The organism is Streptomyces sp. NPDC107498 (assembly GCF_055582805.1).
On the sequence record NZ_JBVJPE010000005.1, the window covers coordinates 400,147 to 426,794 of the forward strand.

Below are 26,648 nucleotides of genomic sequence, written 5' to 3' on the forward strand. Positions count from 1 at the left end.
CGCCGGAGCCGGGGCGGGCCCCGCACCCGGGCGGGGGCCGTCGGCCGCGGCCATGCGGCACACTGGAGGATTGGCCGTTACGGGAACGGCCGGGTGCCGGAAGGACCTGATCGCACGTGAATGGGCCACTCATCGTCCAGAGCGACAAGACGCTGCTCCTGGAGGTCGACCACGAGCTCGCCGAGGCCTGTCGGCGGGCCATCGCGCCGTTCGCGGAGCTGGAGCGGGCGCCGGAGCACATCCACACCTACCGGGTGACGCCGCTGGGGCTGTGGAACGCGCGGGCCGCCGGGCACGACGCCGAGCAGGTCGTCGACGCGCTCGTCGAGTACTCGCGGTATCCCGTGCCGCACGCGCTGCTCGTCGACATCGCCGAGACCATGGCCCGGTACGGGAGGCTCACGCTCTCCAAGCACCCCACGCACGGGCTCGTGCTGACCTCGACCGACCGGCCCGTCCTGGAGGAGATCCTCCGGTCGAAGAAGGTGCAGCCGCTGGTCGGGGAGCGGATCGACGCGGACACCGTGGCCGTGCACCCCTCCGAGCGCGGGCAGATCAAGCAGACGCTGCTGAAGCTGGGCTGGCCGGCCGAGGACCTCGCCGGGTACGTGGACGGGGAGGCGCACCGGATCGACCTCGCCGAGGACGGCTGGGCGCTGCGCCCGTACCAGAAGCAGGCCGTCGACGGCTTCTGGCACGGCGGCTCCGGGGTCGTCGTGCTGCCCTGCGGTGCGGGCAAGACGCTGGTCGGGGCGGGTGCCATGGCCCAGGCCAAGGCGACCACGCTCATTCTCGTGACGAACACGGTCTCCGCGCGGCAGTGGAAGCACGAGCTGGTGAAGCGGACCTCGCTGACCGAGGACGAGATCGGCGAGTACAGCGGCACGCGCAAGGAGATCCGGCCGGTCACCATCGCCACGTACCAGGTGCTGACGACCAGGCGGAAGGGGATCTATCCCCACCTGGAGCTCTTCGACTCCCGCGACTGGGGGCTGATCGTCTACGACGAGGTGCACCTGCTGCCCGCGCCGGTCTTCAAGTTCACCGCCGATCTCCAGGCCCGTCGGCGGCTGGGGCTGACCGCGACCCTGGTGCGGGAGGACGGGCGGGAGTCCGACGTGTTCTCGCTGATCGGGCCGAAGCGGTTCGACGCGCCGTGGAAGGAGATCGAGGCGCAGGGGTACATCGCGCCCGCCGACTGCGTCGAGGTGCGGGTGAACCTGACCGATGCGGAGCGGCTCGCGTACGCGACGGCCGAGGCGGAGGAGAAGTACCGCTTCTGTGCGACGACGGCGACGAAGCGGAAGGTGACGGAGGCCCTGGTGAGGAGGTTCGCCGGGCAGCAGATCCTCGTCATCGGGCAGTACATCGACCAGCTGGACGAGCTCGGCGAGCACCTGGACGCGCCGGTGATCAAGGGCGAGACGTCGAACGCGCAGCGGGAGAAGCTCTTCGACGCGTTCCGCAACGGCGAGATCAACGTGCTCGTGGTGTCGAAGGTGGCGAACTTCTCGATCGACCTGCCGGAGGCGACGGTCGCGATCCAGGTGTCGGGCACCTTCGGGTCCCGCCAGGAGGAGGCGCAGCGCCTGGGCCGGGTGCTGCGGCCGAAGGCGGACGGTCACCAGGCGCACTTCTACTCGGTGGTCGCGCGGGACACGATCGACCAGGACTTCGCGGCGCACCGCCAGCGCTTCCTGGCGGAGCAGGGCTACGCGTACCGGATCGTGGACGCGGACGAGCTGCTCGGTTCCTAGTCCGGCCCTAGTCCGTCCGGCCCGTGCGGTCCGTCCGGTCCGTGCGGTCCGTGCAGTCCGTGCGCAGGAGGCGGGGGCGGGGGTCCTTGACCCCCGCCCCGGGCGGGCCGTAGTCGCCGAGGAGGACGACTCCGGCCGCCGCGCCGCCGAAGGCGCGTATCGCGCGGAGGGCGGTGGCGAGGCGGTGGGGGCGGGGGACGGTGGTCACGAGGGGGAAGGTCGTCGCTGTCATGCCTCCATGATGGAATCCGGACATTGCGGATACATCGGTCTGGGGAGGGAATCCGGGTCCCCCTCACGTCGGACCCCTCCCCCTAGGGGCCGTCGGCGGTCCTCCTCCAGGGGAAAGGGATTCGCTCCGGCCGATCGCCGGAGTTACACTCGTCGGCTTCCCCGCCTCCCGTCCCGTGGAGCGCCGCCGCCCGGTCGGAAACCGGCGGCCACCTCGTCGTGTCCGCGTATCCACCTGCCCGGAGGCTTCACCGTGTCCGCATCCGACCCGCTCGCGCGCGAGCGCGCCCATCTGACGTCGTCCCGCGCCGCGCTGCGCGCGATGCGCGAGGACGTCGAGGCGCTCGACATCAAGGACGTCACCGCGAACTGGGTCAACTCCCTGGTGCTCGGGCGGCAGATCGAGGACCGGATCAAGGCGCTCGCGGACCTCGCCGACACCCCGCTCTTCTTCGGGCGGCTCGACTACCTGCACACCACGCAGGAGGGGCAGCGCTTCTACATCGGGCGGCGGCACGTCCACGACGCCGACGGCGACCCGATGGTGATCGACTGGCGTGCGCCGGTCTCGCAGCCGTACTACCAGGCGTCGCGGAAGGACCCGCAGGACGTGGGCCTCCGGCGCCGGTTCGGCTACACGGGCGGCGAGCTCACCGCGTACGAGGACGAGCACCTCTCCGACCCCCGGGAGCTCGAACGCACCAGCCGGCTGCTCCAGGCCGAGATCGAGCGGCCCCGCGTCGGCCCCATGCGGGACATCGTCGCCACGATCCAGCCGGAGCAGGACGGGATCGTCCGCTCCGACCTGTCGGGGACGGTGTGCGTGCAGGGAGGACCGGGGACGGGAAAGACGGCCGTCGGCCTGCACCGTGTCGCGTATCTGCTGTACGCGCACCGGGAGCGGCTCGCCCGCACCGGCACCCTGGTCATCGGGCCGAACCGTTCCTTCCTCCACTACATCGAGCAGGTCCTGCCCGCGCTCGGCGAGCTGGAGGTCCAGCAGGCGACGGTCGCCGACCTCGTGGCGCACGTCGAGGTGCGGGGCGCGGACGAGGCGGCGACGGCGGTCGTGAAGGGCGACGCCCGGATGGCGGAGGTGCTGCGGCGGGCGGTCCGCTCGCACGTGTCGCTGCCGAAGGAGCCCCTGATGGTGGTGCGCGGTTCGCGGCGCTGGCGGGTCCCCGCCTATGAACTGGAGGAGATGGTAAGGGAGTTGCTGGACCGCGACATCCGGTACGGCGCCGCCCGCGAGGCCCTGCCGCAGCGCATCGCGCACGCCGTCCTGGTCCGGATGGAGGAGGCCGGCGAGGCGCCCGACGACCGGGTGCAGAACGCGGTCGCGCGGAACGCGGCGGTGAAGGCCGTCGTGAAGGAGTGCTGGCCGCTCGTCGAGCCCGCGAAGCTGGTCCTGCGGCTGCTGGGCGACGCCGAGTTCCTCGCCGAGCACGCCGAGGGGCTGCTCACCGAGGACGAGCAGAAGCTGCTGCTGTGGGCGAAGCCGGCGCGGAGCGTGAGGTCGGCGAAGTGGTCGGCGGCGGACGCCGTCCTCATCGACGAGGTGAAGGACCTGGTGGAGCGGACGCACTCGCTCGGCCACGTGGTCGTCGACGAGGCGCAGGACCTGTCCCCCATGCAGTACCGGGCGGTGGGCCGCCGCTGCACGACCGGTTCGGCGACGGTCCTGGGCGACCTGGCGCAGGGCACGACGCCGTGGGCGACGGAGAGCTGGGCGCAGGCGCTCGGGCACCTGGGGAAACCGGAGGCGGTGGTGGAGGAGCTGACGGCCGGTTTCCGCGTGCCGCGCGAGGTGATCGCGTACGCCTCGCGGCTCCTTCCGCACATGTCGCCGGGGCTCGCGGCGGTGGAGTCGGTCCGGGAGAACCCGGGCTCCCTGGAGGTCCGTTCCAGCGACGCGCTCGACGGGGACGTCGTCGCGGCCTGCGTGGAGGCGCTGGCGCACGAGGGCTCGATCGGTCTGATCGCGGCGGACGCGCGGATCGCGCCGCTCGCGGAGGCGCTGGGGGCGGCGGGACTCGTCCCCCTCTCGCCCGGCGAGGAGACGACGGCCGAGTCCCGGCTGACGCTGGTCCCGGCCTCGCTCGCGAAGGGCCTGGAGTACGACTACGTGGTCCTGGACGAGCCGGCGGCGGTCGTCGACGGCGAACCGGACGAACGGACGGGCCTGCGTCGGCTGTACGTGGCGCTGACGCGCGCGGTGTCGGGCCTGACGGTGGTCCACTCGGCGCCGCTTCCGGAGCAGTTGGGGACGCCGTGACGACGGCGCCGGGGCCCTGAGACGGGCGGCGCCCACCCCGCACCTCCGCGCGGTCCCGCACCCGGCTGGGCGGTGCCCCTCTCGCCGCCCGCCGTGTGGGCCCGCGCCCGGCTGGGCGGTGCCCCTCTCGCCGCCCGCCGTGTGGGCAATCGTCCCGCTGGGGCGGGACGGGTGGGCACACGGGACGGCGCCCATAGCGGCGCCTCCGCCTTCCGCGCCCGGACCCGCACCGACAGCGCGGCGCGCAACAGGGTGCGGGTCAGGGCGCGGGAGCCTGGGCCCGGCCAGGGGCGCCGTCCGTTGTGCCCACCCTCCCCCAAGCTCTCGGCTTCGCTCGAGCAGGGGGGGACCCCCTTCGCCCCAGCGGAACGATTGCCCACAACGGGGGACCGACGGGCGCCGCCCGCAGCAGAGCGGGTACCCCGCCCCAGCGGAACAGTTGCCCACAACGGGGGACCGGCGGGGCGCCGCCCCGGTGAGGGCGCCGCCCGCAGCGGGGGGGGGCGGGTCCTAGTCGTCGTGTTCGGGGAGCGCCTGCGTCCAGGTGCGGTGGGCGACGGACGCGAGGACCTGGTTCCTCCCCCGGTAGGCGTGCTCGGTCACGACGCCCCAGCACAGGGCCCAGCCGCGACCGCGGGCCCAGGTGGCGTCGTCGACGGCGGCGGCCTCGCGGAAGAGGGGGCGGGTGGCGGGGGTGAGCAGGGACCAGGCGGCCATGAGGTCGACGGCCGGGTCGCCCGTACCGAGGCAGCCGAAGTCGATGACGGCGTGCAGACGGCCGTCGCGGGTGAGGAGGTTGCCGGGCAGCAGGTCGCCGTGGAGCCAGGCGGGATCGCCCTGCCAGGGCGGGAGGCGGAGGACCGACTCCCAGGCCGCGGTGGCGGCCTCGGCGTCGATCGTGCCGTCCGCCCCGAGGTCCCGGATCGCCGGACCCATGGCGCCCTGCTCCCAGTCGGTGACCGGGCCGCCCCGGGAGGAGGCGGGTCCGCCGGTCGCGTCGACCCCGCGCAGGGAGACGCCGAAGCGGCCCAACTCGACGGCGGCGTGGGCGAGATCGGTGATCGGTGCGGCATGGGCGTCGGTCCCGTCCAGCCAGGCGAAGACGGACCAGGACGTGTCGTAGCCCTCGCCGGGTGTGCCCCGCCCGACCGGCACGGGCACGGGCAGGGTCAGGTGCGGCGCGAGGCGGGGCAGCCACTTCTGCTCCTTCTCGGCCTGTGCGGCGGCCCAGTCGGCCTTCGGCAGCCGTACGGCGAAGTCGTCGCCGAGCCGGAACATCGCGTTGTCGGTGCCGGCGGAGTCCACCTCCCGTACGGGAAGTCCCGCCCAGTCCGGGAACTGGGCGGCGATGAGCCGCTCGACGAGGGCGGTGTCGACGGCGGGGGTGGTGTCGACGGCGGGGGTGGTCATACGGGCGACGCTAGCGGTCAAGCGCCTTCCGGGCCACGGGGTTTCGGCTCCTTCGGGACGTCCAGGATCAGGTCGCCCGCCCGGGCGAGGACCTCGACGCGGGTGCGGCCCTGGTGGTCGGCGGCGAGGAAGTGGTGGCCGATGGCCACGCAGAAGGCGAGGAGGGAGCGGGCCTCGACCTCGTCGGGGTCGGCGCAGAAGGTGCCGATCATCTCGCGGAGCAGTTCCATGCGCCGGTTGTCGACGCGGCGCAGGCGGGCGGCGACGGTCTCGTCGCGACGGGCCCAGTCGCGGACGGCAAGGTCGATGGGGCGCAGCCGGTCGCCGGAGAAGGTGAGCATGCCGGCGAGGGTGATGAGGGTCCTCGGGTCGCCGTCCGGGTCCTGGCGGACGCGGTCGATCACCTGGTCGGCGGCCTCCCGCCCCCAGGTGTCGAGCATGGCGGCGAGGAGGGCGTCGCGGTCGGCGAAGTGGCCGTAGAAGCCGCCTTTGGTGACGCCGAGGCGCTTGGCGAGCACCTCGACGCGGACGGCGTCGGGGCCGCCGTCCGCGAGGACGGTCAGGCCTTCCTCCACCCATCGTCCGCGGGGTGTGCGTGCGGCGCCCACGGTGTGTCCTCCCTCACTCGACGACTGAATATACGCCACCGTACATTCGGTCTGGCATCGTTGGCCTCGTCGTTATACGCAAGCGTACAGAACTGGGAAGGCGACAGCGCCATGAAGCTCCCCGTCACCGAACACACCACCCGGCCGTGGCGGATCCACGCCTTCACCCCCGACTTCACGGTCGAGGACGTCTGGTCCTTCCGCGCCCCGGGCGCCGGACCCGACGACTTCCCGCGCGTGCTCGCCGCGATCACGGCCGGAGCCGACTCCTCCCGGCAGTCGGGACCGACGCGGTTCCTGTTCGCGGTGCGCTGGAAGCTGGGCGCCCTGCTCGGCTGGGACGACCCGGAGGACGGCCTCGGCCCGCGCGTCCGGTCGCTGCGCGAGCGCATGCCGGAGGAACTGACGGCGACGGCGGCCCCCGTCCCGGGCCCGGGCCCGTTCGTCCCGCTGTACGAGCTCCACGACGAGTGCGCCCGGGAGCTGGCGAACAAGACCGTCCACGGGGTGATGCACCTGGGCTGGGTGGAGACGCCCGACGGCGGCCACGAGCTGCGCATGGCGGTCCTGGTGAAGCCCAACGGCCGCCTGGGCCGCCTCTACATGGCCCTGATCACGCCCTTCCGGTACCTCGTCGTCTACCCGGCGATGACCCGCCAGTGGGAGACCGCCTGGCGGGACCGGGAGCGACTGCTCGGGCGGAACCCCTAGGGGGTGTCCAGCGCCTCCCGCCACGTCCGGACCGCTTCCGCCGCGACCGGGTGGGTCCAGCCCCGCGGGCGGGCCGCGCCGCCGATGTGGAAGGCGGTGAGGCCGGCCGCGCGGAGGGCGGGGAGGTGGTCGAGGCGGAGGCCGCCGCCGACGAGGATCTGGGGTTCGTAGCCCGGTTCGCCCGTCCGGGCGGCCTCGGCGCGGAGGGTCGGCAGGCCGTCGTCGACGCTGGTCGCCGCGCCGGCCGTCAGATAGGTGTCGAGGCCGGGCAGGTCGGCGAGGAGCTTGCGCAGGCCGTCGCGGTCGGCGGCGCGGTCGATCGCCCGGTGGAAGGTCCAGCGGCAGCCGTCCAGGACGGCGACCAGGCGCTCGACGGCCACCAGGTCCGGCGTGCCGTCGGGAGTGAGGAAGCCGAGGACGAATTCGGTCGCGCCCGCCGCGCGGAGCTCCTCCGCCCGGCCGACCAGGGCGTCGACGTCACCGGCCGCGAATCCGTCGGTGAGCCGGAGCATCACGCGCAGCGGGATGTCCACGGCGCGGCGGATGACGGTGAAGGAGGCCGTGGACGGGGTGAGGCCGTCCGCCGCCATGTCGGTGACGAGTTCCAGCCGGTCGGCGCCACCGGTCTGGGCAGCGACCGCGTCCTCCTCGTCGAGGGCGATCACCTCAAGGACAGCACGGTTGCTCATCTCGCCCATTCCTCCATGAATGACGACTACAGGTCTAGTCCAATGACCAGACTATCCGTGCGCGTGGCCTCCCGCATCGTGCCCCGCCTCACCCGTCTCACCCGTCTCGCCCGCTCCACTCCCGGCCGGAGCCGTCGTCCCGCCCGTGGCGCCCGCCTTCACCGTGAAGGCCGCCGTGCGGACCTTGCCCTCGTGCTGGAAGTCGAGGAAGAGGCGGTACGTGCCCGCGCTGGGCGCCGTCGCCGTGAAGGAGACGTCCGGGCCGGGCCCGCCCTCGTTCGGGTGCACGTGGAGGTAGGCGAGGTCGCCGTCGCGCAGGGCGACGAGGTGTCCGTACGCGCCGAGGTACGGCTCCAGGTCCGTGACCGGCCTGCCGCCCTTGGTGACCGTGAGGCGGAGCTCGCCGGCCTTGCCCGGGTCGAGCGTGCCGCCGAGCCGGACCCGGTAGCCGTCGACGTTCGCCGTCGGGGCGACGGCGGGCAGCGGCTTCGGCGCGTACGCGCCCGGGACGGCGAGGTCGGCGCCGAGCGTGACGCCCTTGGCGCCGGGGGCGGCGGGCTTGAAGTCGGCGAAGGCCTTGTAGCCGCCGGCGGCCGGCAGGTCCGCGTCCACCGACCAGGTGCCGTCGGCGGCCCTCACCGGGTGCAGGTGGCGGAAGGTGGTGAGGTCGCGCGAGGCGACGATGAAGTGCAGTTCCTTGCCGTGCTCGGCGGTGAAGGCGGTGACCTTCCGGCTGGCCGCGTCCTTGACGGAGAACTTCAGGGTGCTGCGGCCGACGGCGGGGGTGGGGGTCTCCAGGGCCAGGGTGTAGCCGTCCTGGGAGACCTGGAGGCCGCCGGGGAGGTCCGGGGCCGGGGCGGTGGCGCCCTCCTCGTGGCCCTCGTGGCCGCCGGTCGGAGCCGCCTCCGCGTGGTCGCCGTGCTCCGCCCCCTTCGGCTCCTCGACGGGGCCGACCCCCTTGCCGACCCCGTACGCGGTCCCGAAGGTCGCGGCGAGCGCGGCGGCAAAGGCAGTGATCTTCACTCCGGTGTTCATGACTGCTCTCCCGTACGTGGGTGGCATGGGCACGTGTGCGTCCGATGCACTTCACCATACCCCTGGGGGGTATCAAAGTCACGTCGGGTCGACGCTTGCGCCACATACCGCCGGGGGGTATACATGGATCCACGAACAGATACCCCCCGAGGGTATCGCCCGGAAGGATCGACCGAGGAGGAAGCCATGGGCTCCTGCTGCACCCCCGACAACAGCTGCTCGACCACGGAGACCGCCGCCGTCGCGGTCGCCGACAGCACCGTCACCGTCTACGCCGTCTCCGGCATGACGTGCGGCCACTGCAAGAGCGCGATCACCCAGTCCGTCAGCGCCCTCGACGGCGTCCTCTCCGTCGACGTCGACGTCGACGGCGGCCTGGTGACCGTGACCACCGGCGGCGAGCCCGACGACGCCGCGATCACCGCGGCCGTCGACGACGCGGGCTACGAGCTGACCGGCCGGGCCTGATCCGCCGCCGGGCCGACCGACTCCCCACCGGCGCCCCCGTCCCGGTACCCGACGGTCCGCCCGGCAGGCGGCCACCGCCCGCACCACCCCGGCCGCCGGGGTCCGCCCACCACGCCCGGACCCCGGCCCCCGAACCCCGCTGCACCCGAGGAGCAGGAAATGACCACGACCACTCCGGGCACCGCCCAGGTCGAGCTCGCCATCGGCGGCATGACCTGCGCCTCGTGCGCGGCCCGCATCGAGAAGAAGCTCAACCGCATGGACGGGGTCGAGGCCACCGTCAACTACGCCACCGAGAAGGCGAAGGTCACCTTCGACGCCGACGTCGACGTCGCCGACCTGATCGCCACCGTCGAGGCCACCGGCTACACCGCCAGGGAGCCCGAGCCGCCGAGGAGCGAGGCCCCCGGCGCCGACGGCCCCACCGACGAGGAGAAGGCCGACGAGGAGCTGCGGCCGCTGAAGCAGCGGCTGATCACCGCCGTCGCGCTCGCCGTGCCCGTCATCGCGATGGCGATGGTCCCGGCCCTCCAGATCGAGTACTGGCAGTGGCTGAGCCTCACGCTCGCCGCCCCGGTCGTCGTCTACGCCGCCTGGCCCTTCCACAGGGCCGCCTGGACCAACGCCAAGCACGGCGCGGCCACCATGGACACCCTGATCTCGGTCGGCACGATCGCCGCGTTCCTGTGGTCGCTGTGGGCGCTGTTCTTCGGCACGGCCGGCACGCCGGGCATGACGCACCCCTTCGAGTTCACCATCGCCCGGACCGACGGCGCCGGGAACATCTACCTGGAGGCCGCGGCCGGCGTCACCGCCTTCATCCTGGCCGGCCGGTACTTCGAGGCCCGCTCGAAGCGCAAGGCGGGCGCCGCGCTCAAGGCGCTGATGCAGCTGGGCGCGAAGGAGGTGACCGTCCTCAGGAACGGCCGCGAGGTCACCGTGCCCACCGCCGAACTCCAGGTCGGGGACCGCTTCCTGGTCCGCCCGGGCGAGAAGATCGCCACCGACGGCACCGTCGTCGAGGGCTCCTCGGCGGTCGACGCCTCGATGCTGACGGGCGAGTCCGTGCCGGTCGAGGTCGGCGTGGGCGACTCCGTCACCGGCGCCACCCTGAACGCCGGCGGCCGCCTGGTCGTCGAGGCCACCCGCGTCGGCTCCGACACCCAGCTCGCCCGGATGGCGAAGCTCGTCGAGGACGCGCAGAACGGCAAGGCCGCCGCCCAGCGCCTCGCCGACCGGATCTCGGCCGTCTTCGTGCCGGTCGTCATCGCCCTCGCGCTCGGCACCCTCGGCTTCTGGCTGGGTACGGGACAGGGCCTGACCGCCGCCTTCACCGCCGCCGTCGCCGTCCTGATCATCGCCTGCCCCTGCGCCCTGGGCCTCGCCACCCCGACCGCCCTCATGGTCGGCACCGGCCGCGGCGCCCAGCTCGGCATCCTCATCAAGGGCCCCGAGGTCCTGGAGACCACCCGCAAGGTCGACACGATCGTCCTCGACAAGACCGGCACCGTCACCACCGGCCGGATGACCCTCCTCAAGGTCCACGCCACCGGGGACACCGACGAGACCGACGTCCTGCGCCTGGCCGGCGCCCTGGAGCACTCCTCCGAGCACCCGATCGCCCAGGCCGTCGCCACCGGCGCCGCCGCCAAGGTCGGCACCCTGCCCACCCCCGAGGACTTCGCCAACGTCCCCGGCCTCGGCGTCCAGGGCGTCGTCGAGGGGCACGCCGTCCTCGTCGGTCGCGAGAAGCTGCTCGAGGAGTGGGCGATGGAGCTGCCCGCCGGACTCAAGTCGGCGAAGGAGGAGGCCGAGAGGGCCGGCAGGACGGCCATCGCGGTCGCCTGGGACGGGAAGGCCCGCGCGGTCCTGGAGGTCGCCGACGCCGTCAAGGAGACCAGCGCCGAGGCCGTCAAGCGGCTCCGCGCGCTCGGTCTGACGCCGATCCTGCTCACCGGTGACAACAAGGCGGTCGCCCAGGCCGTCGCCGCCGAGGTCGGCATCGACGAGGTCATCGCGGAGGTCATGCCGCAGGACAAGGTCGACGTCGTCAAGCGCCTCCAGGGCGAGGGGCGTTCGGTCGCCATGGTCGGCGACGGCGTGAACGACGCCGCCGCGCTCGCCCAGGCCGACCTGGGGCTCGCGATGGGCACGGGCACGGACGCCGCCATCGAGGCCGGCGACCTGACCCTCGTCCGGGGAGACCTGCGGGCCGCGGCCGACGCGATCCGGCTCTCCCGCAAGACCCTCGGCACCATCCGCTCCAACCTCTTCTGGGCCTTCGCCTACAACGTGGCCGCCCTGCCGCTCGCGGCGGCCGGACTGCTCAACCCGATGATCGCGGGTGCGGCCATGGCCTTCTCCTCGGTCTTCGTGGTCGGCAACAGCCTCCGCCTGCGGGGCTTCCAGGCCGCCGACCGCTGATCACCTCCCGCCCTGTGAACCCCTGATCCCCGAGGAGCCCGCCGTGGCCGGTTACGGACAGCACAAGGAAGACATCATCAGACGGCTGAGGCGCATCGAGGGCCAGGTCAGGGGGGTGCAGCGGATGGTGGACGAGGACGTCTACTGCATCGACGTCCTCACCCAGGTCTCCGCCATCAACGCGGCCCTCCAGTCCTGCGCGGTGGCCCTCCTGGACGAGCACCTGAGCTGCTGCGTCACGGAGGCCATCGCCCAGGGCGGGGACCAGGCGAAGGTGAAGGTGGGCGAGGCGTCCAAGGCCATCGCCCGGCTGATCCGGACGTGACGGAGTCCCCGGGGTCACCCGGGAGGCATCAACCGCCCTTGTGCGAAGGGCAGTCGGCGGACAGCGTGAGACTCAGCCGGAGACAGAGGCCGAGCAGCTGACGGAGGAGCACCAGCTCCGCCCGACCGGGGAGACCGGAGTCGCAGACCTTCGCGCAGGGGCGGTTCTCCATGAGGGGATTCCTGAGGGTCGACATCCCGCCATTGTACCCCCAGGGGGTATACCTGGCGCGGCGGAGCGGCCCGTACGATGAGCCGCCCGTAGGGGGAGGGGATGCACGTGCGCCGGCTGGGAGAGCTGGAGGCCGAGATCATGGACCGGCTGTGGGCATGGCAGCGGCCCGCCACGGTCCGCGAGATCGTCGACGACATCAATCGGGGCCGCCGGGTCGCCTACACGACGGTGATGACGGTGGCGGACATCCTGCACCGCAAGGGCTGGCTCCGGCGCGAGAAGTCCGGACGGGCCTGGCTGTACGAGCCGGTCCGCGGCCGCGAGGAGTACACGGCGGGCCTGATGCGGGACGCCCTCGGCGACAGCCGGGACCGCCCGGCCGCCCTCCTCCGCTTCGTCGAGGTCATCTCGGACGAGGACATGGCCGCCCTGGACGCGGCCCTCCGCGCCGCCCGGGGCGACCAGGGCCCGCACCCCGGGGGCGGCGCCCGCCCCGGGAACGGGGTCCACCCCAGGGAGGGGGCCCGCTCCGGAGACGGGATCCGGCCCGGGATCGGGATCCGGTCCGGGGACGGGGCCCGCCCCGGGGACGGAGCCGGCGCGTGAACCACCACGTCCTCGTCCCGCTCGGGCTCGTCCTCCTCACCGGCTTCGTCGTGCCCTGGCTGGTGGCCCGGGCCCGCTGGGCCCAGCAGGTGCCCCGGCTCGCCCTCGGCGTCTGGGCCGCGTGCGGCGCCGGCTTCGCGTTCGCCTCCGCGCTGCTGCTCGCCCAGATGGTCCTGTCGGGCGACGACGGCCACCGGCTGGCCGACATGATGTTCACCCTCCGGCCGCCCGCGCCCGACCGGCTCCTGCACCTCGACGGGCGCGAACGGCTCGCCCTGTGCCTCTCGCTCCTCGTCCTCTCGCTGCCCACCGCCGCGTTCGTCCGCCGCCTCGCCCGGGCCCGGCGGAAGCGGACGCGGCACGCGGGCGTGCTGCGGCTCGTCGGACGGTACGACCCCGTGCTGCGGGCCACCGTCCTCGACGACGAGCGCCCCGCCGTCTACTGCCTGCCGGGCCGCTCGCGCCGGGTCGTCGTCTCCTCCGGCGCGGTGCACGCCCTGACGCCCGACCAGCTCGCGGCGGCCCTCGCGCACGAGCGGGCGCACATCACGGGCCGGCACCACCTCCTCGTCGCGGCGGCGGAGGCCTTCGCGGCCGTCTTCCCGCGCCTCCCGCTCGCGCGGCACGGCGGGCCCGCCGTACCCCTGCTGCTCGAAATGGCCGCGGACGACCGGGCCTTGCGCCGGTGCACGCGGGACGCGCTGGCGACGGCGCTGTACGCGCTGGCCTCGGGGCGGGCGCCGCGGTCCGCGTTCGCGGCGGGCGGGCCCTCGGCGGCGCTGCGGATGCGGCGGATCCTCACCCCGTACAGCTCGGGGCACCCCGTGCTGTACGGGCTCCTGACGATCGCGGCGGCGGGGCTCGCGATGGCCCCCCTGGTGATCGCGTGCTGCTCGTTCCCCCAGTAATCCGTGAACGTCGTTATTTACTAAGCGAATTCGTAGATTTCGCATCGGTCACGGATCACGGAATGCCCCGCTATTGTGGGTACGTTGGGGTTCGGACTCGGCACGTCGAAGGGTGCAAAACCAATGCAGCTCGCCGGCGTTCGTACGGCAGCGGCCGGCGACGCGACCACGATATCCAGACTGCTTGCCGACACCATCCGGAGCAGCTACGCCGGAATACTGGACGAAATCCCGATGCGGCGGCTGATCTCCGCGCAATGCGCACTCCCCCGCATACGCGCGGAAATTGAAATTCCGGGGGGCGCCCCCGGCTGGCTCGGCTGGCTGGTCGCCACGGGTGCGGAGGGCAGGGTCGTCGGCGTCGCCGCCGGCGGCGTCCCGGTCCCGGGCGAGGGCGAGGTGTACGCGCTGGCGGTGGAGCCCGGCGCGCGCCGGGCCGGCGTCGGCACGGCCCTGCTCGCCGCCGCGACCGACCGGATGCGCGACTACGGCGCCCGGGAGCAGCGCGTGGAGCTCCCGGCCGAGGCCGATCCGGCGCTCCCCTTCTACGCCCGCCTCGGCTTCGCGGCGCTCTCCCCGAGGCGGTGGAGCCGGCAGCTCGCCTGACCGGCCGTTCTCCCGGCAGCTCGCCCGACCGGCGGCCCTCCCGACCGGCCGCCCTCCCGGTCTGCTCGCCCTCCCGACCGGCCGCCCTCCCGGTCGGCCGCCCTCCCGAAGTCCACCGTGGCAGATCCACGCCATCGCGTGTTCACGCAGCCCGATCCGGTGGATCGGGGGTTCGCTCCCAGGTCAGGATGGGTTCAGCGGCGCGGGCCCGGCGGCACGGGTTCCCCGCCCGGACGGCATGGACCGAGCGAGCCCCTGGAGGAGCGATGCACACACCGAGCGGCACTTCCCTGCCCGTCGTGCCCGCAGCGCTCGCTCCGGTCCTGCCGTCCCGATACGGCCCCGACCAGGAGCCCGCCCCCGGCGCCGGCATCCGGGTCACCGCCGACACCCTCCCCGGGCTCGAATCGGTCTCCCCCGTCGACGAGGGCTCCGTCTGGCTGCACGACGCCCTGCTCGGCCCGCACAGCGCGGACATCGTCCGCTACCTCAGCCTCGCCCGCTCCACCGGCGGACCCGTCCTCGACCTCGGCTCCGGCGCCGGGCGGCTCGCCGTCCCGTTCGCCCGGCACGGCTTCGCCGTGGAAGCCGTGGACCGGGACGCCTCGGCCCTGGAGCGCCTCGAAGGCTGGGCCCGCCGGATCGGCCCGCAGGTGGCCGGGCTGGTCGTCACCCGCCGCGCGGACCTGACCGCGCTCCGCCTCCGGGGCAGCTACCGGCTGGCGCTGCTCGCGGGCGCCATGGTCACGGCCGTCCCGCCGGCCAGCCGGCCGGAGCTGCTGCGCGAGGTCGCCGCCCATCTGGAGGCGGGCGGGGCGCTCGCCCTCGACTACACCGCGCACCAGCTGCCGGGCCTGATCGCGGAGCCGCGGCGGACCTGGGCGTTCCAGGTGCCGCGCTTCGACGGCATCGACGAGTGGGTGGTGGCCCGGCAGGTCTTCGACCTGCCGTCGATGAGCGAGCGGATCACGTACTACTCCGCCAGGACCGGCAAGCTCTCCTCGGAGCGGGTCGTGCTGACCACGGACAAGTGGATCGTCGACCCCGAGCGGCTCGCGGCCGAGCTGCACTCGGCGGGGCTGCACATCGAGGGCAGGCGGCGCCACCGGATCGACGAGCGGACCGAGTCCGTCCTCCTCGTGTGCAGGACGGACGACTGAGGCGTGCGGGACGGGGGCCGGTACGGGACGGGGGGTCGGCCGAAGAGCGCCTGCCGAGGTTGACGAGCAAGAGGTACGATGCCCACAAACGTTTGGGCCAACCAGGTGGCGGGCGGAGAAGATGGCAGTCGTGGAAGAGCTGACGGGCCGCGAGGCGGTGATCCAGCGCCTGCGCGATGTCGGGCTGCGGGTCACGGGCCCGCGCCTGGAGGTGCTCGCGGTGCTCGCCGCCGGCGGCCATCTGGACGTCGAGGCGATCACCACGACGGCCCGCGAGCGGCTCGGCACGCTGACCAGCCAGGCCGTGTACGAGATGTTGCGGCACTTCCAGGAGACCGGCCTGGTCGCCAAGTTCGACCGGCCCGGCCTGCCCGCCGTGTTCGAGGTCTCCGGGCCGCCCCACCAGCACGCCCTGTGCACCGCGTGCGGTCGTGTGGAGAACGTCTCCGCGACCGCGCCCGAGCCGCCGCGCGGCTCCCTGCCGCGGTGGCGGGTGGACGACGCGGAGGTCGTCTTCAGGGGTCTGTGCCCCGACTGCCGGGCGGCCGGTCCCGGCGTCTGAGCCGCCGTCACCTCCCCGCCCGCCCGCCGCTTCGGCCCCGGTCAACTCCGTGCGTGTCGTTCGATTTTGTGGCAGGGTCTAGCGGGGCGATTCGACAGGGTCCACCGGATCCGAGGGGAGTCTGCTGCGCCGTGTCCAGAAACGCCGCCGTGTCCCGGGCGGGGAGCGATCAGGCTCTCGCCGTCTACCGGGAACTCCGCGCCCGCCCCGAGGCCGGCTTCGACGAGGTCGCCGACCGGTTGGAGCTCACCGCCGACGAGCGGGAGCGATGTCGTCGCGAACTCGCCTCCTTAGGACTCACCGCCGCCCCCGAAGCCCCCGACCCGGCCCCCCGCCCCGTCGTCCTCGACCCGGACGTCGCCCTGCTGCGGCTGCTGCGCCGGGAGCGCGACCGGCTCCAGGACCGCCTCGCCGCCACCAGCCGCGCGCACACCGCCCTCGAAGCCCTCGCCGGACCGTTCCTGCGGACCGGGGCCGCGCCCCGCTCCGAGGTCGAGGTCGAGATCGTCACCGACCCGCAGCGGGTGCTGCGGGAGGTCTCGGACCTGACGGATTCGGTGCGCACCGCCGTCCACGTCATGCACACCGGGTCCGTACGGCGCGAGGACATGGCCGCCGAGCTGGAGCGGGACCGCTCCCGGGCCGCCCGGGGGGTGCGGGTCCGCGCCATGTACAGCCGCCGGGTCGGCACCGTGCCCGAGATGACCCAGCACCTGGAGGACCGGGCGGCGCTCGGCGTGGAGCTGCGCCTCTCCCCCGTCGTCCCGATGAACATGGTCCTCGCCGACGAGAACTTCGCCCTGCTGCCGACGGACCCGCACGACCCGGACTCGCCCGTGATCCTCGCCCGCGGCCCGGGCCTGGTCCGCTCGTACCTCGCCCTGTACGAGTACTGCTGGCAGGCGGCCGCCCGGTACGGCGAGGAGCCCGGGGAGTCCGGCGGCGACGGCCTCTCGGACCAGCAGCGGGCCGCGCTGCACATGCTCGCCTCGGGCATCAAGGACGAGCAGATCGCGCGCAGCCTCGGCGTCTCGCTGCGGACGGTCAGCCGGCTGCTCTCCGAGGTCATGCAGGAGCTGGGGGCGGCGAGCCGCTTCGAGGCCGGCGTCAAGGCGGCCCGGCTCGGGCTGCTGGACGGCGAGGGGCCGGAACCCGTGGACTAGTACGAGGAGTTCGGATGTCAGGGAGGACGCGTACGGCCCACGGGGGCCGTGCGGGCCGCGGAAAGCGCACGACGGACTCCCGCCGCGCCGCATGACCGGGTGGGGGCGGGGCCGTCTCGGAGGATGAGGGGGGCACTTCGCCATGGTCACCGCGGGCGACGGCATCGGGGACGGCACGACCGACGTCCTGCTTGCCGTGTACCAGGAGCTGCGCCGTCGGGGCGTCTCGGACTTCGAGGAGGTCCGCAGGGAGGTGGGGCTCGCGCCGGAGGAGTACGAGCGATGTCGCCGCGAACTCCTCGCCCTGGGCCTCATCGTGCCCACGGGGCAGGTGCACGCCACCATCGACGCCGTGCAGGACGGCAGCTGGCGGTCCGAGACGGACACGGTGGCGGCGATCGATCCGGAGATCGCGCTGCTGCGGCTCCTGGAGCGGGAGCGGGAGCGGCTGCGGGAGCACCTGGCCGAGGCGGACGAGGCGTACAGCACGCTGGAGGTCCTGGCGGGCTCCTATCTGCGGGCCGAGGCGCTGACCCGGGCGGAGGCGCACGTCGAGGCGCTGACGGACTACCGCAGGATCCAGCAGGCCATCGAGGACATCACCGATGTGATGCAGGAGAGTTCGGCCTCGATGCACCCGGGGACGCCGGGCCGGCAGAACCCGGAGCTGATGCTCGACCGGGACCGGCGGCAGCTCGCCAACGGGGTGCGGGTGCGCGCCGTCTACGGCCGGCAGGAGGCGACGGACCCGCGGATGGAGAAGTTCCTCGGGCAGCGGGCGGAGCTGGGGGTGGAGATCCGGCTCGCTCCGGTGGTGCCGATGAACCTGATCATCGCCGACCAGCAGTTCGCGCTGGTGCCGATCCGGCCCGAGGAGCCGGGCGAGGGCGCGATCCTGGCGCGGGGCAGCGCGCTGGTGCGGCCGTATCTGAGCCTGTACGAGCACTGCTGGCACACGGCGACCCCGTACGGGAACGAGGCGACGGCGGAGGCGGGCGGTGACGGCCTTTCGGAGCAGCAGCGGGCCGCGCTGCACATGCTGGCCTCGGGGATGAAGGACGAGCGGATCGCGCGCACGCTCGGGGTGTCGCTGCGGACGGTCAGCCGGATGATCTCGGAGCTGATGCAGGAGCTGGGGGCGACGAGCCGTTTTGAGGCGGGTGCGCGGGCGGTGCGGCTCGGCTGGCTGGACTGAGCGTCCGGGCCGGCGGGCGGCGGGGAAATGCGCGGGCCCCACAATCGTGGCAGCGATTGCGGGGCCTCACGGTGGGGATTTTCCGGGGGACCGTCCGGAGGGGATTGATCGAGGGCCGCCGGGGGATCGCCCGGGGACCGCCCGGAGGGGATCGCCCGGGGGAATTGCCGGGTGAACGTCCCGGGGTGTCGGTTCAGTTGGTGGGGCTGGGGGTCGGGTTCACCGGGGGGACCGGCCAGCCGTTGTCGTCCGCGACGCCGGCGATGGTGTGGGGGGTGACCGGGGCGCTGTCGGGGGTGGCGACGACGGCGGCGCCGGCCGCGACCGCGGTACACGCGGCCATCGCGACGACGAGGCGGCTGACGGCCTTGCGGATGCCGGTGTTCTGCGCGACGGACATGATTCCTCCAGGACGTGGAATGTGAATGCGGACTTCCGGGGGCCCGTGCCGCCGGGCGTTCCCTGAAGACGTCTCCATTCTGTCCCGGCCCCCGAATCGGATCCAGGGATTGTCCGTGCGTGGATCCGCCATGGCGTGGATGCGTCAATGTACCGTCGAGAAACGGGAATTGATGCATCCGGAGCCCGCCATACCTTTGGTCGAACCAAAAGAGATGCTAGACTTGTGCTACGGCCTTCTCGTTCCTCCAGGAGAGAGGGGCCGCCGGGGCAGGGGCGTGCCGCCGCCCCTGCCCCAACCCGCTTTCGAGGGCTCCCCGATACACCTCGACGGTCCGCGCGGCCGACACCCGCCAGCTCATCCCGCGCGCGTGGCGCACCGCCGCCGCCCCCATCGTCTCCACCGCCTCCGGGTGCGTCGCGAACCAGTGCAGCCGCCGTGCGTACTCCACCGGGTCGTGGCCCCGCACGAGCAACCCCGTCACCCCGTCCCACACCGCCGTCGGCAGCCCGCCCACCGCCGCCGCGAGCACCGGCGTCCCGCACGCCTGCGCCTCCACCGCCACCAGGCCGAACGACTCGCTGCGCGAGGGGACCACCAGCACGTCCGCCGCCCGGTACCAGTCCGCGAGCCGCTCCTGCGGCACGGGCGGGAAGGGCCGCAGCACGTCGGCGACCCCCAGCTCCTCCGCGAGCCGCAGGGCCGAGCCCCGCGCGGAGGCACCCGAGTGCCCGCCCACCACCGGCACCAGGAGCCGGCGGCGCAGCTCCGGCGCCTCCCGCAGCAGCTCCGCCACCGCCCGGACGAGCACGTCCGGGCCCTTCAGGGGCTGGATGCGGCCCGCGTAGAGCGGCACGAACGCCCCGGCCGGCAGCCCGAGCCCGGCCCGGGCCGCCGCCCGCCCCGCCCCGGAGCCCCCGGCCCGGGAGGCGTCCCCGCCCGGGTGGAAGGTGCGCAGGTCCACCCCGGGCCGCACGACCTCGGTCCGCTCCCCCTCCGCCCCGTACAGCGAGCGCAGCGCCTCCGCCTCGTCGGCCGTGTTCGCGATCAGCCGGTCCGCGCTGCCCACCACCTGGTGCTCGCCCCGGACGCGGAGCTCCGGCTCGGGGGCGTCGCCCTCGGCGAGCGAGGCGTTCTTCACCCTGGCCAGGGTGTGGGCGGTGTGCACGAGCGGGATCCGCCAGCCCACCGCGGCGATCCGGCCCGCCTGCCCGGAGAGCCAGTAGTGCGAGTGGACCAGGTCGTAGCGCCGCTCCTCCTTGAGCAGGGCCAGCGAGAACGGCACCACCAGGTCGGGCATGGCCTCCTTGGGCAGCGCCCGGCGCGGCCCGGCGTGCAGGTGCCGGACCCGCACGCCCGGCGCGAGCTCGACCAGCGGGGGCGCGCCCTCGCCCCGGCAGCGGGTGAACAGGTCGACCTCCACGCCCTGTTCGGCGAGGGCCCGGGAGAGCTCGACCATGTAGACGTTCATGCCGCCGGCGTCCCCCGTCCCGGGCTGGTGGAGCGGGGAGGTGTGGACGCTGAGCATGGCGACGCGCAGGGACACGTGGGGCTCCTGTGTGAGGGAGGCGGGGGCCACGCGTCCCTGCGCGTCGCGCGCGCGGTCACGCGGCAGGGGCATTTCCTACGGAAGTACTTAGTTGCTTAGTAGTACGGGGCGGAGAGGGGCGGGTCAGAAACCGAAGACCGGTCCCGACGGCGGCGCGAGCCGGGTCCCCGGCAGCGGGGGCACCAGCGCGTGCCAGTCGACCGGCCGCCCCGGCTCCACCCGCAGCGCCGCCGCGAGCCGGTCGGCGCCCTCCGGCATCACCGGCCGCGACCAGGCCGCGAGGGCCGAGGCCACCGCCAACTGGCCGGCCAGCGCCGGGAGGTGACGGCAGGAGGTGCTGGGCCGGCACCGCTCGTGGGCGTTGACGTGGCCGAAGTCGGCCGCCGAGCGGACCATCTCGTCCAGGACGGCGACCGCCCGGCGCGGGTCGAACGCGTCGGGGCCGTACGCCTCGCGCAGGTCGTCCACGCCCCGGTGCAGCCGCCGCTCCAGGATCTCCCAGCCGGTGCCGCCGGGCAGCGCCTGCGGGGCGAGGCCGCCGCACTCCTCCCGTACGGCCGAGAAGAGCCGGGACAGCCAGCTGTTCCAGTTCTCGTCCAGTTCGTGCCGGGCGGCGGCGAGCCGCTCCCGCCGGAAGACCGTGCGGCGGCCGAGCGGACGGGCCTGCAGGACGTGCCGGCGCAGGGTGTCGGAGCCGTACTCGGTGAGCAGGTCGAGCGCCCAGACGTTGCCCTCCTGGGCGCCCTCCTCGATGACGTACGACTCGTTGACGTTGAAGTCCTGCGGCAGCTTGACGTCCTGCGCGAGGAGCAGCACCGGCAGCAGCACGGCGTGGCAGAAGGCGTGCCCGAAGCCGCAGAAGTGGATCGCGCGGCGCGGCAGCGGACCCTTCGCGTCGTAGCCGAAGAGGTGCATCGCGGCGGCCTCGAAGCAGCCGTCGACGCGGTGCTCGGGGAAGCCCTCGACCGGCACCGGCAGGCCCCACTCGGCGGGGTGGCTCACCGCGATGTCCGGCAGCCCGTCCTCGACGAGCGACTCGCACAGCGCCGCGAGCCGCGGCGGCAGGCCCGCCGTCGCCCAGTAGTCGGCGAGCGTGTCCCGGAACGGCTCCAGGGGCACGTACAGCCGGCGGCAGCGGCGGGCGACCGCCGGGGTGTCGCAGAGCGCGCAGCGCGCCGCGATCAGGTCGCCGCCGTCGTTCGGCCGGGCGCACTCGTGGCACATCCCGCCGTCGCTGGCCGCGCCGCAGTGCGGGCAGGTGCCGGTGGCGTGCGCCCCGTGCAGCCAGCGGTCGCACGGCTCGCAGTACGGGAGCAGCCGGGTCCGGGGAGCGATGACGCCCTGCGCGTACAGCTTCGCGAAGAGGTCCTGCACCCAGCGTCCGTACCCCTTGTCGCGGCGCGGGCGCACGATGTGGTCGAACTCCACGCCCGACCGCAGCCAGTCGGCGGTGATCGCGGCGCGGTAGCCCTCCGCGACCTCCTCGGGCTTGCGGTGGTGGCGCAGCGCGCGGACCTCCACGGAGCTGGCGTGGTCGGCGGTGCCGGTGGTGAACCGGACCGCCTCGCCCTCCGCGCGCAGGTAGCGGGTGAGGACGTCGGCGGCGACGTACGGCCCGGCGAGGTGGCCGATGTGGAGTTCGCCGTGGGTGGCGGGCGGAGTCGCGGTGATCCAGACGGGGGTGCTCATGGGACCTCCTTGACGGGGCGCCGTCGGGCGCAGGGCGGTCGGCGGGGCGCGGTTTCCGGGGCGATCAGCGGGGCTCGAAGTGGAAGGAGCGGATGAAGCAGTCGCGGGGCTGCTCGACGGCGTAGACGATGCATTCGAAGAGGGCCTGCATGGTGAGCTTCTCGTCGGGCGCCCTTCCGTCCGGATGCGCTCCGTCCCATTCCGCGAAGCGCGGGTCCGAGGTCGAGAAGTCGGGCGGGAAGAGGGAGAAGACGCGGACCCCGGAGGGCCGCAGCCGGCGCGACAGGATGTCCGCGAAACCCGCCTGGGCGCTCTTCGCCGCCCAGAAGGCCTCGTGGGCGGCGCCGGCGGTCGCGGCGGAGGCGCCCTCGGCGTCGCGGACGGCGACCATGTTCACGATGTCGGGCCGCAGCGAGCCGCGGAGCAGCGGCAGGAAGTGCTTCACCATGAGGACCGTGCCGCCGGCCGTCGACTCGATCGTCTCCATGATCTCGGCGTCGCTCGCCGCCTCCAGGTCCATGCCGTCGAGCCAGCGGGCGCCGTTGTTGACCAACAGGTCCACCCGGTCGGTCCGTTCGCCGACCCGGGCCGCGAACTCCCGGATCTCGGCGGGCCTGCTCAGGTCGCAGCCGAAGGCGTGGATGCGGTCGCGGGCCGCGCCCAGGACCTCGGTGCGGGTCCGCTCGGCGGCCTCCACGGTCCGCGCCGAGACGTAGACCTCGGCGCCGAGGTGCGCGAATCCGACGGCGAGCGCACGGCCGAAAGAGCGGGACGCCCCGGTCACGACGACACGCAGATTCTCGAATTTCATGTGCGTCTGCTCTCCTCACGTCCCACGGACACCGGTGGCCGGTCCGTTTCAGCGTGGCAGAGGAAGGGGGACGCGGACCCGGTGAGCGGGGTGCGCGTTCACGCCGTTGCGTGGATGCGCCAGGGCAGTTCGAGACGTTCGAGGACCTCGGCGCGCTTGTGGTGGACGCGGACGCGGTCGGGCGCGGTGGAGACGGTGACCGTGCCGGTGGGGGTGCGGACGGGTCCGCGCACGGCGGGCACGACGGTCCCGGCGATCGCCCCCGCGGCGGCGAGGGCGGCGGCGCCGGTGAGGGCGAGCCGGGGGTGCCAGCCGCCGACGGTGAGCGCGCGGACGGAGAGCCGGCCGTCGGAGCCCTCGGCGAAGGCGGCGATCTTGGGGAGCGCGGAGTCCGGGGGGTGGCCGAGGAGCCGGGCGGCCTCGGCCCTCAGCGCGAGGAGCCGGTCGTACGCCGCCCTTCGGGGCAGGTGCCGTTCGTCGACGAACACGTACGGATTGCCGTACCGCACGAGCGAGGCGGGCACGCCGTCGAGGACGTCGACGGGGCGGCCGGTGGGGAGGGTGCCGGGCCCCGTGGGCGCCCGGAGGAAGCTGAGCGTGTGCGCGTCCCCCCGCGGCTCGCAGAGGACGGTGTCGCCGGTGGTCACCGCCCGGACGGTGACGGGCTCCCGCCGCCCGTCGGCGACGACGCAGGCGAGGAGGGAGTGCCCGCACCCGGCGCGGAAGTCGAACCGGCCGCCGGGGAGGGCCTGGACGAAACGGTAGTGGAGGGCGTGGGGGGAGGGGAGGGCGTGGGGGACGCGGGGGGCACGGCCGTAGACGGCGATCTTGTTGATGCCGGCGTGCGCCGTCCCGGCGAGGGCGCGGAGCAGCTGCGCGAGCTCCCCGCGCAGGGCGAGCGCGCCGCGCGGCAGCCCTTCGCCCCGCAGCACGAGGGTGGGGCCGGGGGCGTCGTGGGCGCGGACGACGGTGGCGGTCGTCGTGGCCGGTCGTTCCGCCGGGGCGCCGCCCGCCCCCGTCGCGGCCGGTTCGGGCCGGAGCGGGCCCGGGGGGTCAGGCCGCACAGCCGGTGGGGATGCGCATGCCCTGGACGACCTCCGTCCAGAGTTCGTGGACGGCCAGGGACCAGAGCGTCAGGGCCGCCTGCGGCGTCGGGCGGTCCAGGTGCCGGGCCAGGAGCTTCGCCGCCCGGTCCGCGCGGATCTTGCCGCCGAGGACCAGTCGCGCCGGGGAGAGCATCTCGCGGACCAGGTCCAGCAGGGGGCCCCCGGGGGCGAGCATCGCCGCCACGGGGAGGGTGAAGGGCTGTTTGGGACGGCGGAGGACCGACGGCGGCAGGAGTTCCGCGCCCGCCTCGTACAGCGCCCGCTTGCCCGTCCGCGCGACCGTCGGCAGGGAGCGGGCGTGGGCGACGACGGACGGCTGGCAGAACGGCAGGCGCGCTTCCACCGCCCACGCCATGGAGAGGTGGTCCAGGCGCCGCAGGTGGTACGCGGGGAGCCGCCACCGGGTCTCGAAGGCGGTCATCGCGGTGATCCGGTCCGCGCCGACGGCCTCGGCCGAGCGGAGTTCCTGGGCGATGCGGTCGGCGGCGGAGCCGCGGTCGGCGACGTAGGCGCGGTAGTGGGACGTGTAGAGGTGTTCGCGCAGGAGGCGGGGCGCGGCCGAGAGGGCGTCCGTGTAGGCGTCGGCCCACGCGGGGCCCGCCGTGAGCGCGGCGCGCATCCGGTCGTACCCGCCGAAGAGTTCGTCGGCGCCGTCGCCGGCGAGGGCGACGGTGAAGCCGTTCTGGCGGACGGCGCGGAAGAGGGCGTAGGTGGAGAGGGTGATGGGGTCGGCGTTGGGCTGGCCGAGGTGGCGGACGGTCCGGGTGAGGAGGGAGCCGAGTTCGTCGGGGTCGACGGCGACCTCGTGGTGGACGGTCCGGGCGCGGCGGGCGACGGAGCGGGCGTGCGCCGCCTCGGAGTCGGGCCACCGGCCCCGGTAGGTGAGGTGGAAGGTGTGCAGCGGCGGTGCGTCGGTCTCGCGGGCGTGTTCGGCGGCGAGGGCGGTGACGAGCCCGGAGTCGAGGCCGCCGCTGGTGACGGCGCAGACGGGCACCTCGGCCCGGGCGAGCCGGCGCACCTCGTGGCGCAGCACGTCCTGGGTGTCGCCGAGGGGGGTGGCGCGGCGCGGGCCGCGACGGCGGACGACGGGGGCGGCGCCGGGGCGCACGAGGGCGGTGGCGCCGGGCGGCAGGACGTCGACGCCGTCGAGCGCGGTGTGGGTGGAGAAGGAGGTGCGGGTGGCGAGGACGGTGTCGAGGGCGTCGTCGCGGGGGGAGATCCGTACGCCTTCGAAGGCGAGGAGGGCGGGGATCTCGGAGGCGAAGCGGGTGGAGCCGTCGTACGGGTCGTGGTGCAGGTGGAGCGGCTTCATGCCCATGTCGTCGACGGCGAGGACGAGTCGGGTGGAGCCGGGCCGCAGGTCGAGGACCGCGACGGCGAACATGCCGTCGAGGTGTTCGGCGAAGGCGGGGCCGTACTCGGCGTAGAGCGCGGGGAGGACGGTGCCGTCGCAGCGGTCGGGGAAGCGGTGGCCGCGGGCGGCGAGGGTGCGGCGGAGTTCGGCGTGGTTGTAGATCTCGCCGTTGAGCACGGCGAGGACGCCGGGCAGGTGGGGCAGCCGGTAGGGCTGCCGTCCGCCGCGGGGGTCGGTCACGGCGAGCCGGTCGCAGCCGAGCGACCAGCCGGGCCCGCTGAGCACCTGGTGCTCGTCGGGGCCGCCGTGGCGCTGGCGGGCGGAGACCGCCGCGAGCTGGGCCGGTTCGGGGCGGTCCGCCCCGGCGGCGAAGGAGCCGAGAATCCTGCACATGCCGGTCGCCTCCGAATCGACTTACCGAACACACTCAATGATTTGAATCTACCAAATTTTTGAATGGCGCGTAAGTGCCATGTCCTATTCACGCCACGACGTGACCTTGCGACGCCCCCGCCGCCCCAACAGGCTGGCCCCATGGAGGACTTCAACCGGACGGCCCCCGAGTCCCTGCTGGTCGTGGCCGCACACCCGGACGACATCGAGTTCTGCGTCAGCGGCACCGTCATGCAGTGGGTCGAACGCGGCACCCGCGTCACGTACTGCATCGTCACGGACGGCGGCGCGGGCGGTTACGACGAAGCGCTCCCCCGCCAGGCCATGGCGGACCTGCGCCGCGCCGAACAGGTCCACTCGGCCAAGCTCAGCGGGGTCGCCGACGTCCGCTTCCTCGGCTACCCGGACAGCTTCGTGGAGCCCTCCGTGCAGCTCCGCCGCGACCTGTGCCGGGTCATCCGCGAAGTGCGGCCGCAGCGCGCCGTCATCCCGTCGCCCGAGATCAACTGGGCCCGCGTCGCCGACCTCCACCCCGACCACCGGGCGGTCGGGGACGCCTGTCTGCGCGCCGTCTACCCCGAGGCCCGCAACCCCTTCGCCCACCCGGAACTCCTCAAGGAGGAGGGCCTGGAGCCGTGGACCGTCCACGAGCTGTGGCTGATGACCGGCCCCACCCCCAACCAGTACGTCGACGTCACCTCCGTCTTCGACCGCAAGGTCGAGGCCCTGCGCATCCACACCTCCCAGACGGCCCACTTCGACGACCTGGCGGGCCTCCTGCGCGACTGGCTCGGCGAGCACGCGACGGCCGGCGGCCTGCCCCCGGGCCGGATGGCCGAGGCCTTCCAGATCGTCCGCATCGACTGACCGCCGGCCGGGCCTCGCCCCTGTGGCCGCCGTCGCACGTCGCGCCCGCCGGTCCGCACGCCAACTCGCTGCACGACGAGTCAAGATGATCTAATCGCCGCGCAAGGAGACACGGGGGCGTGCTTCCCGGGAGACACCATCGGCCTGCGCCGCGCGCTTCCACACGACGTAC

General features: G+C 74.0%; 25 protein-coding genes and 1 pseudogene. 14 read left to right on the top strand and 12 right to left on the bottom strand.

Annotated elements, in window-relative coordinates; all coding sequences use genetic code 11:
- Nucleotides 1–116: 116 nt before the first annotated feature.
- Nucleotides 117–1,757, top strand: coding sequence for a DNA repair helicase XPB (locus tag ACZ66Z_RS12340; RefSeq protein ID WP_469933891.1), 1,641 nt, complete (start codon nucleotides 117–119; stop codon nucleotides 1,755–1,757).
- Nucleotides 1,758–1,764: 7 nt separating this feature from the next.
- On the opposite strand, the gene ACZ66Z_RS12345 is transcribed toward ACZ66Z_RS12340, so the two are convergent.
- Nucleotides 1,765–1,989, bottom strand: a complete 225-nt coding sequence (locus ACZ66Z_RS12345; protein ID WP_469933892.1) for a hypothetical protein — start codon at nucleotides 1,987–1,989, stop codon at nucleotides 1,765–1,767.
- Nucleotides 1,990–2,241: 252 nt separating this feature from the next.
- Between ACZ66Z_RS12345 and ACZ66Z_RS12350 the strand changes: the two genes are divergently transcribed.
- The gene (locus tag ACZ66Z_RS12350; RefSeq protein WP_469933893.1) at nucleotides 2,242–4,263 is read left to right on the top strand and encodes a HelD family protein; all 2,022 of its coding nucleotides are present in this window, start codon (nucleotides 2,242–2,244) and stop codon (nucleotides 4,261–4,263) included.
- Nucleotides 4,264–4,773: 510 nt separating this feature from the next.
- Here the strand turns inward: ACZ66Z_RS12350 and ACZ66Z_RS12355 are convergent.
- Nucleotides 4,774–5,673, bottom strand: coding sequence for an aminoglycoside phosphotransferase family protein (locus tag ACZ66Z_RS12355; protein ID WP_469933894.1), 900 nt, complete (start codon nucleotides 5,671–5,673; stop codon nucleotides 4,774–4,776).
- Between the two features lie 17 nt (nucleotides 5,674–5,690).
- Nucleotides 5,691–6,281 (bottom strand): TetR/AcrR family transcriptional regulator, encoded by a 591-nt coding sequence (locus tag ACZ66Z_RS12360; RefSeq protein WP_469933895.1) that lies wholly within the window; start codon nucleotides 6,279–6,281, stop codon nucleotides 5,691–5,693.
- Nucleotides 6,282–6,392: 111 nt separating this feature from the next.
- Here ACZ66Z_RS12360 and ACZ66Z_RS12365 point away from each other — a divergent pair, with 111 nt between their 5' ends.
- Entirely contained in the window at nucleotides 6,393–6,992 is a 600-nt protein-coding gene (locus tag ACZ66Z_RS12365) for a DUF2867 domain-containing protein (protein WP_469933896.1), read from the top strand.
- Here ACZ66Z_RS12365 and ACZ66Z_RS12370 read toward each other — a convergent pair.
- Together ACZ66Z_RS12370 and ACZ66Z_RS12375 are read right to left on the bottom strand one after the other, a co-directional pair.
- Nucleotides 6,989–7,681 carry a copper homeostasis protein CutC gene (locus ACZ66Z_RS12370; RefSeq protein ID WP_469933897.1) on the bottom strand — a complete coding sequence of 231 codons (693 nt, stop codon included), beginning with the start codon at nucleotides 7,679–7,681 and terminating at the stop codon, nucleotides 6,989–6,991. The two genes, ACZ66Z_RS12365 and ACZ66Z_RS12370, sit on opposite strands and share 4 nt — an antisense overlap.
- A gap of 51 nt (nucleotides 7,682–7,732) precedes the next feature.
- A complete protein-coding gene (locus ACZ66Z_RS12375; RefSeq protein ID WP_469933898.1) occupies nucleotides 7,733–8,716 on the bottom strand; it encodes a hypothetical protein in 984 nt (327 codons plus the stop codon).
- 186 nt (nucleotides 8,717–8,902) lie between these two features.
- Here ACZ66Z_RS12375 and ACZ66Z_RS12380 point away from each other — a divergent pair, with 186 nt between their 5' ends.
- The 3 genes from ACZ66Z_RS12380 to ACZ66Z_RS12390 all read left to right on the top strand — a co-directional run bounded on the left by ACZ66Z_RS12380 (nucleotide 8,903) and on the right by ACZ66Z_RS12390 (nucleotide 11,933).
- Entirely contained in the window at nucleotides 8,903–9,184 is a 282-nt protein-coding gene (locus ACZ66Z_RS12380; protein ID WP_469933899.1) for a heavy-metal-associated domain-containing protein, read from the top strand.
- 159 nt (nucleotides 9,185–9,343) lie between these two features.
- Nucleotides 9,344–11,608, top strand: coding sequence for a heavy metal translocating P-type ATPase (locus ACZ66Z_RS12385; protein WP_469933900.1), 2,265 nt, complete (start codon nucleotides 9,344–9,346; stop codon nucleotides 11,606–11,608).
- A 43-nt stretch (nucleotides 11,609–11,651) separates the two neighbouring features.
- Nucleotides 11,652–11,933, top strand: coding sequence for a metal-sensitive transcriptional regulator (locus tag ACZ66Z_RS12390; RefSeq protein ID WP_015035316.1), 282 nt, complete (start codon nucleotides 11,652–11,654; stop codon nucleotides 11,931–11,933).
- Between the two features lie 28 nt (nucleotides 11,934–11,961).
- Here the strand turns inward: ACZ66Z_RS12390 and ACZ66Z_RS12395 are convergent, their stop codons facing one another.
- A complete protein-coding gene (locus ACZ66Z_RS12395) occupies nucleotides 11,962–12,129 on the bottom strand; it encodes a hypothetical protein (protein WP_469933901.1) in 168 nt (55 codons plus the stop codon).
- Nucleotides 12,130–12,212: 83 nt separating this feature from the next.
- Here ACZ66Z_RS12395 and ACZ66Z_RS12400 point away from each other — a divergent pair.
- From ACZ66Z_RS12400 to ACZ66Z_RS12430, 7 genes and pseudogenes are all read left to right on the top strand, one after another.
- Nucleotides 12,213–12,560: pseudogene (locus tag ACZ66Z_RS12400) on the top strand (BlaI/MecI/CopY family transcriptional regulator); the annotation flags it as partial.
- 149 nt (nucleotides 12,561–12,709) lie between these two features.
- Nucleotides 12,710–13,621 carry a M56 family metallopeptidase gene (locus ACZ66Z_RS12405; RefSeq protein ID WP_469933902.1) on the top strand — a complete coding sequence of 304 codons (912 nt, stop codon included), beginning with the start codon at nucleotides 12,710–12,712 and terminating at the stop codon, nucleotides 13,619–13,621.
- A 123-nt stretch (nucleotides 13,622–13,744) separates the two neighbouring features.
- Nucleotides 13,745–14,227 carry a GNAT family N-acetyltransferase gene (locus ACZ66Z_RS12410; protein ID WP_469933903.1) on the top strand — a complete coding sequence of 161 codons (483 nt, stop codon included), beginning with the start codon at nucleotides 13,745–13,747 and terminating at the stop codon, nucleotides 14,225–14,227.
- A gap of 299 nt (nucleotides 14,228–14,526) precedes the next feature.
- Entirely contained in the window at nucleotides 14,527–15,387 is an 861-nt protein-coding gene (locus ACZ66Z_RS12415) for a methyltransferase domain-containing protein (RefSeq protein ID WP_469933904.1), read from the top strand.
- Nucleotides 15,388–15,508: 121 nt separating this feature from the next.
- Nucleotides 15,509–15,949 carry a Fur family transcriptional regulator gene (locus ACZ66Z_RS12420; RefSeq protein WP_469933905.1) on the top strand — a complete coding sequence of 147 codons (441 nt, stop codon included), beginning with the start codon at nucleotides 15,509–15,511 and terminating at the stop codon, nucleotides 15,947–15,949.
- A 131-nt stretch (nucleotides 15,950–16,080) separates the two neighbouring features.
- Nucleotides 16,081–17,112: a LuxR C-terminal-related transcriptional regulator gene (locus ACZ66Z_RS12425; RefSeq protein ID WP_469933906.1), complete on the top strand. Its 1,032-nt coding sequence runs from the start codon at nucleotides 16,081–16,083 to the stop codon at nucleotides 17,110–17,112.
- Between the two features lie 142 nt (nucleotides 17,113–17,254).
- Entirely contained in the window at nucleotides 17,255–18,307 is a 1,053-nt protein-coding gene (locus tag ACZ66Z_RS12430; RefSeq protein ID WP_469933907.1) for a helix-turn-helix transcriptional regulator, read from the top strand.
- A 193-nt stretch (nucleotides 18,308–18,500) separates the two neighbouring features.
- Here ACZ66Z_RS12430 and ACZ66Z_RS12435 read toward each other — a convergent pair whose 3' ends face one another.
- The 6 genes from ACZ66Z_RS12435 to asnB form a co-directional block, all read right to left on the bottom strand.
- The gene (locus ACZ66Z_RS12435) at nucleotides 18,501–18,707 is read right to left on the bottom strand and encodes a hypothetical protein (RefSeq protein WP_469933908.1); all 207 of its coding nucleotides are present in this window, start codon (nucleotides 18,705–18,707) and stop codon (nucleotides 18,501–18,503) included.
- Between the two features lie 217 nt (nucleotides 18,708–18,924).
- Nucleotides 18,925–20,235, bottom strand: a complete 1,311-nt coding sequence (gene mshA, locus ACZ66Z_RS12440; RefSeq protein ID WP_469933945.1) for a D-inositol-3-phosphate glycosyltransferase — start codon at nucleotides 20,233–20,235, stop codon at nucleotides 18,925–18,927.
- Between the two features lie 144 nt (nucleotides 20,236–20,379).
- Nucleotides 20,380–21,945: a class I tRNA ligase family protein gene (locus ACZ66Z_RS12445; protein WP_469933909.1), complete on the bottom strand. Its 1,566-nt coding sequence runs from the start codon at nucleotides 21,943–21,945 to the stop codon at nucleotides 20,380–20,382.
- Nucleotides 21,946–22,009: 64 nt separating this feature from the next.
- A complete protein-coding gene (locus tag ACZ66Z_RS12450) occupies nucleotides 22,010–22,756 on the bottom strand; it encodes an SDR family oxidoreductase (protein ID WP_469933910.1) in 747 nt (248 codons plus the stop codon).
- Nucleotides 22,757–22,854: 98 nt separating this feature from the next.
- On the bottom strand, nucleotides 22,855–23,820 hold the full coding sequence (locus ACZ66Z_RS12455; protein WP_469933911.1) for a 2-methylaconitate cis-trans isomerase PrpF family protein: 966 nt from the start codon (nucleotides 23,818–23,820) through the stop codon (nucleotides 22,855–22,857).
- Nucleotides 23,810–25,609, bottom strand: a complete 1,800-nt coding sequence (gene asnB / locus ACZ66Z_RS12460; protein WP_469933912.1) for an asparagine synthase (glutamine-hydrolyzing) — start codon at nucleotides 25,607–25,609, stop codon at nucleotides 23,810–23,812. Before asnB ends, ACZ66Z_RS12455 begins: the two co-directional genes overlap by 11 nt.
- A gap of 141 nt (nucleotides 25,610–25,750) precedes the next feature.
- Between asnB and ACZ66Z_RS12465 the strand changes: the two genes are divergently transcribed.
- Nucleotides 25,751–26,476, top strand: a complete 726-nt coding sequence (locus ACZ66Z_RS12465) for a PIG-L deacetylase family protein (RefSeq protein WP_469933913.1) — start codon at nucleotides 25,751–25,753, stop codon at nucleotides 26,474–26,476.
- Nucleotides 26,477–26,648 lie beyond the last annotated feature (172 nt).